Raw genomic sequence first — 7,911 nt, forward strand, 5'->3', positions numbered from 1 at the left:
TTTCCACTTCGCTGAGGGTCTGCCACTGGCGGCCACCGAACGCTAAGCGGGTATCTTCACGGCCAACATTCGGTGCCGGTTGTTGCAGCTGCAGCTCGGTGAGGCGGTTGTCGGCGATCCAGCTGGCCAGGGTCAGCGCCTCCAGCCGCCCGGCGTTATTCACACTGCGGCCGGCTGCGGTCAGTACCACCGCCGCGACGATGGCGAAGATCGCCAGTGCCACCAGTACTTCAAGCAGGGTGAAGCCGCGTGATCGCGCCGGGCAGCGACTCATCGGCGTGTCTCCACAGGCTTGGCAAGCGGCATGCGAAAGCCATCGCTGGACACCGTCCAGCGGCCCCCGCCGGGGCGCTGATCAGACAGGGTCAGGGTGAACGGAGACAGCTCGCCACTGGAAAGAATCAGCAGCTGCGGCTGCACGCGAGGGGTACGCCGTCGCTCACGGTCTTCGTCATTGGACAGACCCGCCCGGTCATCCTCGCGTTTGACCGGGGCCACCAGCTCCAGCGGGGTGCCATCCAGCTCCAGCTCCAGGCGCATCCACTCAGGTGCCTGGTGCGCTTCACGATTGCCCGCATCGAGCCAGCGCGCATCGGCCTCGTCGTAATGCATGACCCGGTAACCGTCCCGATCAAACAGCAGGCCGTATTCTCGGCTATCGAGTACGGCTTCGTCGGCCATCAGGCTGATCAGGGTCGCCACGCGTTGCGCTTCGTCGCGAATCTCGCGCGATGAACTGGTGTTGCCGGTCGACAGCACGGCCAGCCCGACCAGGCTGCCAAGGATGACGATTACCACCAGCAGCTCGATCAGCGTAAAGCCACCGTCCCGGCGCGCCTGGGGCATCGATCAGAGGTCCCAGTTACCGATATCCGCGTTGAGGTCGGACCCGCCCTGCTTGCCATCGGCGCCATAGGAATACAAATCGAACTGGCCCTGGGTGCCCGGCGACAGGTACTGGTACTCGTTGCCCCAGGGGTCTTTCGGCACGCGCTTGAGGTAGCCGTCGCGGTTCCAGTTCTTCGGCTGCGGGTTGCCACCCGGCTTTTCCACCAGCGCATCCAGGCCCTGCTGAGTACTGGGGTAGGCGTAGTTGTCCAGCTTGTACATGTCGAGGGCGGCGCTGATCGCCTTGATGTCGCCCTTGGCCACGGTCACCTTGGCCTGGTCCGGGCGGTTCATCACTTGCGGCACCACGAGCGCGGCGAGGATCCCGAGGATCACCACCACCACCATGATTTCGATGAGGGTAAAGCCCCTCTGTTTGCGTTCGTTCAAGGTCATGCTTACTAGCCCACCAGTTGATTGAGAGAAAGAATCGGCAGCAGGATCGCCAGGACGATCACCAATACCACAGCCCCCATGAACACCAGCATGAAGGGCTCGAAAAGACCCACCATCAGGGAGATTTGCGCGGCCAGGTCGTTTTCCTGGTTGCGCGCGGTGCGGGCGAGCATCTGGTCGAGCTCGCCGGATTTCTCGCCGCTGGCGATCATGTGCAGCATCATCGGCGGGAACTCGCCGGTGGCATCCAGCGCACGGGTCAGGCTGCCGCCCTCGCGCACCCGCTGCGCCGCCTCGATGACCTTGTCACGAATGCGCAGGTTGGCGATTACCGCCGCGGCGATCCCCAGCGCATCCACCAGCGGCACACCGCTGCGCGTGAGGATTGCCAGCGTCGAGGCGAAACGCGCGGTGTTGGTCGCCCGCGCAAGCCGCCCCACCAGCGGAATCCGAAGGATGAAGGCATGCCATCGGCGCTTGATCTTCTCATCACGCAACGCCTGCCGCATGGCCAAGGCGGCGGCCACGATGCCGATAAGCATCAGCCAACCCCATTGCTGCACCACTTCACTCACCGCGATCAGCCCGGTGGTCAGGGCCGGCAGTTCTTGGCCTGTATTGACGAACACTTTCACCACATCCGGCACCACATAACCCAGCAGCAGTACCACGATGGCCAGCGACGCCACCAGTAGAATCACCGGATACAGCAGCGCCAGCTGGATCTTCTGCCGCGACTGCTGGCGCTGATCGGTGTAGTCGGCCAGTTGGTCGAGCACCAGCCCGAGATGGCCGGCGTGTTCACCGGCCGCAACGGTCGCGCGATACAGCTCGGGAAACGCCGACGGGTATTCACGCAGTGATCCCGCCAGGCTGTGGCCTTCCATCACCCGCGCGCGCACGGCCAACAGCATCGATTTGATCTTCTGCGACGTCGATTGCGCCGCGGCGGCACGCAGGGCCTCCTCGATGGGCAACGCGGCCTGTACCAGCGTGGCGAGCTGGCGGGTCACCAATGCCAGATCCCGTGCCGACAGCCCACGCCCGAAGGCGAAGCCGCTGCCACCGCTGTCTTCCTTGGCCTTGGCCTGCTTGACCTCCAGTGGCGACCACTGCTTCTCGCGCAGCAGCTGACGCGCCTGCCGCGGGCTGTCTGCCTCGATCAGGCCCTTCTGCTCGCGCCCTCGCGGGTCCAGCGCGATGTATTCGAACGCTGCCATCAGCGCGGGCCTGTGCCAGGGCAGTGAAAAGCTCGCGGTCGAGACCGCTCCCACAACGCCCTGTCACACCGCCGGCACAACGCCCCCGCTTCGAGCCCCAGGCCCGTGGGAGCGGTCTTGACCGCGAATCGCGCACTTGCGCTGAGCGATGCCTGCACCTCACTCCCAAACCGCCCGCACGCAGTCGTCGTGGCCGGTGCCCCAAGTCCAGCGCACCGCCGCGCTCCTGTGGGAGCGGTCTTGACCGCGAGTCGCGCACTTGCGCTGAGCGATGCCTGCACCTCACTCCCAAGGCGCCTGCGCGCATTCGTCATGGCCAGCGCCTCGAAGCCAGCGTTCCGTCGCATACCCGTGGGAGCGGTCTTGACCGCGAGCTCGTCGGTGAAACCAAGCAAACCCTTCACCGTTACTCCTCCCGCGTCACGCGCAATACTTCTTCAATGGTCGTCACGCCTTCACGCACCTTGCGCAGGCCGTCATCGCGGATGCTCGGCCCCAGCCGGCGCGCATGGCGAACCATGTCCTGCTCGGCGGCGCGGGTGTGGATCATGCTGCGCAGGGTGTCGTCGAACATCACCAATTCGTAAATACCGGTCCGCCCGCGATAACCCAGCTGGCGACAGACGTCGCAGCCCTCGGCGTGATACAGCGTGGGTGCCTCGCTCGGGTCGAGGCCGAACAGCGCGCATTCGGCTTCATCGGCGACATAGGCGCGCTTGCAGTCATTACACAGCACGCGGACAAGGCGTTGGGCCAGCACGCCGAGCAGCGACGATGAAATCAGGAAGGGCTCGACGCCCATGTCCACCAGGCGTGTTACCGCACCGATGGCGCTGTTGGTGTGCAGCGTCGATAGCACCAGGTGACCGGTGAGCGACGCCTGCACGGCCATGTCGGCGGTTTCCTGGTCACGGATCTCGCCGACCATCACCACGTCGGGGTCCTGACGCAGGATGGCACGTAGCCCACGGGCAAAGGTCATGTCGACCTTGGTATTGACCTGGGTCTGGCCGATGCCCTCGAGGTTGTATTCGATGGGGTCCTCTACGGTGAGGATGTTGCGTGTGCGGTCGTTGAGGGTGACCAGGCTGGCGTACAGCGTGGTGGTCTTGCCCGAACCGGTCGGGCCGGTGACGAGGATGATGCCGTGCGGTTTCTGCACCGCCTGCTCCATCACCCGGCGGTCGCGCTCGCTCATGCCCAGGTGACGTAGGGTCAGGCGCCCGGCCTGCTTGTCGAGCAGACGCAGCACCACCCGTTCGCCGTTGGCCGAAGGCAGGGTCGACACGCGTATATCGACTTCGCGCCCGCCGACCCGCAGAGAAATACGGCCGTCCTGAGGAATGCGCTTCTCAGCGATGTCGAGCCGCGCCATGACCTTGATCCGCGACACCAGCAGAGCTGCCAGTTCGCGTTTGGGCTGCACCACCTCGCGCAGGATGCCGTCGATACGGAAACGGATCACCAGGCGCTTCTCGAAGGTTTCGACATGGATATCCGAGGCGTTTTCCTTGATCGCCTCGCCGAGGATGGCGTTGATCAGGCGGATGATCGGCGCATCGTCTTCCTGTTCGAGCAGATCTTCGGTTTCCTGGATCTGGTCGGCCAGGCTGTGCAGATCCATCTCGTCGCCCAGGCCCTCGACCATCAGCATCGCTGCCGAAGAGTCGTGCTGGTAGGCCGCACTGAGCGCCTGCTCGAACTCGTCCTGCGCCAGCCACTGCATCGCCAAGGGGCCGCCAGCGACGCGCTGCGCCTCCTGCAGCGCAGTCAGCGGCGCGCCTTCGCGCGCGCACAAACGGAAACCCTCCGGGCGCTCCAGCAGGATCACGCCGTGGCGTCGGGCGAAGGCGAAAGGCAACCGCCGCTGGGCCGGCTCGTCCAGCAGCGTGGTTATCTCGTTCACGTCCAGTTCGGCCATCCTGAATTTTCCTGGGGCATTCAATCGAAGGAGGTCGCCTTGAAGCCAGCGCGACCAACCGCTTTGGACTACAAGGAATGCATGACATTGCAAACCTTCGGCAGTTTTTTCCGTATCGCTACGGGGCCGCCAGCAAACCGGCACCAAGGTCGAATATAGCCAAGGCTGCAGAGGAATACCGCGTCTATGGCCGGTCATTCATGATTGCGCCTCGCGTAATCCGCCATGGAACCTTAGACGAAGGTCGAACCCAATACTGACGCAGCCTACAAGGATACAAAGCAACCTAACGGTCACGTCACGAACGAAGCGATAGCTTCGCGTTCTGATTAAAACAGTTGTTTGATTTTTTCAGCCCTTGCAGAATGCCGCGCCGCACCAGGCTTCAAGCCGCGGTGCGAGGGCCGTAGCCGATCCACGCTCGACCGTCATTCCAGCGGCCGGGCGAAAAGTAACGCCAGTGGTGCGATTGTCCGGGTGGCCGGGCAGCCTGCTGGTTACGATCAAGCAGGAGAACAAGAACAATGCACATTGGTGTTCCTCTCGAAACCAGGCCCGGTGAAACGCGCGTTGCCGCGACACCGGAAACCATCAAGAAGTTGATCGGGCAAGGGCATCGGGTGACGGTGCAGAGCGGAGCTGGCGTACAGGCCAGTATTCCGGACAGTGCCTTCGAAGCGGCAGGCGCAACCATCGCCGATGCCGCTGCGGCGTTCGCAGCAGAGATCCTGCTGAAGGTGAACGCACCGAGCGAGACCGAACTGGCGCAGATCGCGCCCGGTACGGTTCTGGTCGGCATGCTCAATCCCTTCGACAACGACAACATCGCACGCATGGCCGAACGCGGCATCACCGCCTTCGCCCTGGAAGCCGCGCCGCGCACCTCGCGCGCGCAAAGCCTCGACGTGCTCTCCTCCCAGGCCAACATCGCCGGCTACAAGGCGGTGATGGTCGCTGCCAACCAGTACCCGCGCTTCATGCCGATGCTAATGACCGCCGCCGGTACGGTGAAAGCCGCACGGGTGCTGATCCTCGGTGCCGGTGTAGCCGGTCTGCAGGCCATTGCCACGGCCAAGCGCCTGGGCGCGGTCATCGAAGCCTCGGACGTACGTCCGGCGGTGAAGGAGCAGATCGAGTCGCTCGGCGCCAAGTTCGTCGACGTGCCCTGCGAGACCGATGAAGAACGCGAGTGCGCCGAAGGCGTCGGCGGCTATGCCCGGCCAATGCCGGCCAGTTGGATGGCGCGTCAGGCGCAGGCAGTACACGAACGCGCCAAGCAGGCCGACATCATCATCACCACTGCGCTGATTCCGGGCCGCAAGGCGCCGACATTGCTGCAGGAAGAAACCGTGCAGCAGATGAAGCCCGGCTCGGTGGTGATCGACCTCGCCGCCTCTCAGGGCGGTAACTGTCCATTGACCGAAGCCGATCAGGTGGTGGTCAAGCACGGCGTGACCCTGGTTGGCTACACCAACCTGGCGACCCTCGTGCCGGCGGATGCCTCGGCGCTATACGCCCGCAACCTGCTGGACTTCCTCAAGCTGGTGATCGATGGCGAAGCCAAGTTCCAGCTCAATCTCGAAGACGACATCGTCGCCGCGTGCCTGATGTGCCGTGACGGCCAGGTCGTGCGCACCAACGGTTAAGGGAGCCCGAACGAATGGACCTGATATCTGATGGCATCTACAACCTGATCATCTTCGTGCTGGCGATCTACGTCGGCTACCACGTGGTCTGGAACGTCACCCCGGCGCTGCACACCCCGCTGATGGCGGTCACCAACGCCATCTCGGCGATCGTCATCGTCGGCGCCATGCTCGCTGCCGCGCTGACTGTCACGCCGATGGGCAAGCTAATGGGCACCCTGGCCGTGACCCTGGCCGCGGTCAACGTGTTCGGTGGCTTCCTGGTCACCCGTCGCATGCTGGAAATGTTCAAGAAGAAGGAGCGCGCAGGCGCTAAGGCGGAGTCCAAGCCATGAGCATGAACCTGATCACCCTGCTCTATCTCATCGCTTCGGTGAGTTTCATTCAGGCCCTCAAAGGCCTGTCGCACCCCACCACCTCACGCCGAGGCAACCTGTTCGGCATGATCGGCATGGGCATCGCTGTGGTCACCACGGTGTTTCTGGTGTTCAAGCTCGGCTCACAGTTGGCTGAGAGCGCCAGCCCCTGGGGCGGCCTGGGCTTCATCATCCTTGGCCTGTTGATCGGCGGCAGCATCGGTACGCTGATGGCCAAGCGCGTCGAGATGACCAAGATGCCCGAGTTGGTCGCCTTCATGCACAGCATGATCGGCCTGGCCGCGGTGTTCATCGCCATCGCCGCCGTGCTCGAGCCGCAATCGCTGGGCATCGTCCAGGCCATCGGTTATCCGATCCCGGCCGGTAACCGCCTGGAGCTGTTCCTCGGTGCAGCCATCGGCGCCATCACCTTCTCCGGTTCGGTGATCGCCTTCGGCAAGCTGTCGGGCAAGTACAAGTTCCGCCTGTTTCAGGGCGCGCCGGTGGTGTTCGCCAACCAGCACAAGATCAACCTCGCCGTCGGCGTGGCAATTCTGGTGCTGGGCCTGATCTACACCTTCAGCGGCAACTTCACCGCGTTCATGATCCTGGTGGCGCTGGCTTTCGTGATCGGCGTGCTGATCATCATCCCCATCGGCGGCGCCGACATGCCGGTGGTTGTATCGATGCTCAACAGCTACTCGGGCTGGGCAGCGGCCGGTATCGGCTTCTCGCTGAACAACTCGATGCTGATCATCGCCGGTTCCCTGGTGGGTTCGAGCGGCGCGATCCTCTCGTACATCATGTGCAAGGCGATGAACCGTTCGTTCTTCAACGTCATCCTCGGCGGCTTCGGTGGCGACGCCGATGCAGGCCCAGCTGCGGGTAGCAAGGAACAGCGCCCGGTCAAATCCGGCTCCAGCGATGACGCTGCCTTCCTGCTGTCGAACGCCGACACCGTGATCATCGTCCCTGGCTACGGCCTGGCGGTGGCGCGCGCGCAGCACGCGCTAAACGAGCTGGCTGAAAAGCTGACTCATATGGGCGTGACCGTGAAGTATGCGATCCACCCGGTCGCCGGTCGTATGCCCGGCCACATGAACGTGCTGCTGGCCGAGGCCGAAGTGCCTTACGAGCAGGTGTTCGAGATGGAAGACATCAACTCCGAGTTCGGCCAGGCCGACGTGGTGCTGGTGCTCGGCGCCAACGACGTGGTCAACCCGGCGGCGAAGAACGATCCCAAGTCGCCCATCGCCGGCATGCCGATCCTCGAGGCTTACAAGGCCAAGACGGTCATCGTCAACAAGCGCTCCATGGCCAGCGGCTACGCCGGTCTGGATAACGAACTGTTCTACATGGACAAGACCATGATGGTCTTCGGCGATGCCAAGAAGGTCGTCGAGGACATGGTCAAGGCCGTGGAATAAGCGACAGCTGCTACACCAGAACCCCTCGCGGCGCTGCCGCGAGGGGGTTTGTTTTTT

The 7,911-nt window shown here is 63.7% G+C and carries 8 protein-coding genes; 3 read left to right on the forward strand and 5 right to left on the reverse strand.

The features are described from left to right. The 5 genes from gspI to gspE form a co-directional block, all read right to left on the reverse strand. A partial coding sequence (gene gspI, locus PSTU_RS0112500; protein ID WP_019341371.1) for a type II secretion system minor pseudopilin GspI occupies positions 1-274 on the reverse strand: 274 nt, incomplete at its 3' end. Next, complete coding sequence (gene gspH, locus PSTU_RS0112505) at positions 271-846, reverse strand: type II secretion system minor pseudopilin GspH (protein WP_019341372.1); 576 nt, start codon at positions 844-846, stop codon at positions 271-273. The genes gspI and gspH, both read right to left, overlap by 4 nt. A 3-nt stretch (positions 847-849) precedes the next feature. Then, a complete protein-coding gene (gene gspG / locus PSTU_RS0112510) occupies positions 850-1,284 on the reverse strand; it encodes a type II secretion system major pseudopilin GspG (RefSeq protein ID WP_019341373.1) in 435 nt (144 codons plus the stop codon). A gap of 5 nt (positions 1,285-1,289) precedes the next feature. Continuing rightward, a complete protein-coding gene (gene xcpS, locus PSTU_RS0112515) occupies positions 1,290-2,504 on the reverse strand; it encodes a GspF family T2SS innner membrane protein variant XcpS (RefSeq protein WP_019341374.1) in 1,215 nt (404 codons plus the stop codon). A 406-nt stretch (positions 2,505-2,910) separates the two neighbouring features. After that, a complete protein-coding gene (gene gspE / locus PSTU_RS0112520) occupies positions 2,911-4,425 on the reverse strand; it encodes a type II secretion system ATPase GspE (protein WP_019341375.1) in 1,515 nt (504 codons plus the stop codon). Between the two features lie 524 nt (positions 4,426-4,949). Here gspE and PSTU_RS0112525 point away from each other — a divergent pair. Genes PSTU_RS0112525 through PSTU_RS0112535 form a run of 3 tightly spaced genes read left to right on the forward strand, consistent with a single transcriptional unit; the run spans position 4,950 to position 7,854 of the window. Beyond that, the gene (locus PSTU_RS0112525; RefSeq protein WP_019341376.1) at positions 4,950-6,071 is read left to right on the forward strand and encodes a Re/Si-specific NAD(P)(+) transhydrogenase subunit alpha; all 1,122 of its coding nucleotides are present in this window, start codon (positions 4,950-4,952) and stop codon (positions 6,069-6,071) included. A gap of 14 nt (positions 6,072-6,085) precedes the next feature. Beyond that, the gene (locus tag PSTU_RS0112530) at positions 6,086-6,406 is read left to right on the forward strand and encodes an NAD(P) transhydrogenase subunit alpha (RefSeq protein WP_014851051.1); all 321 of its coding nucleotides are present in this window, start codon (positions 6,086-6,088) and stop codon (positions 6,404-6,406) included. Continuing rightward, a complete protein-coding gene (locus tag PSTU_RS0112535; RefSeq protein WP_019341377.1) occupies positions 6,403-7,854 on the forward strand; it encodes an NAD(P)(+) transhydrogenase (Re/Si-specific) subunit beta in 1,452 nt (483 codons plus the stop codon). The genes PSTU_RS0112530 and PSTU_RS0112535 overlap by 4 nt, the downstream gene beginning before the upstream one ends. Positions 7,855-7,911 lie beyond the last annotated feature (57 nt).

The organism is Stutzerimonas stutzeri SDM-LAC (assembly GCF_000235745.1).
Taxonomy (GTDB): Bacteria; Pseudomonadota; Gammaproteobacteria; order Pseudomonadales; family Pseudomonadaceae; genus Stutzerimonas; species Stutzerimonas stutzeri_H.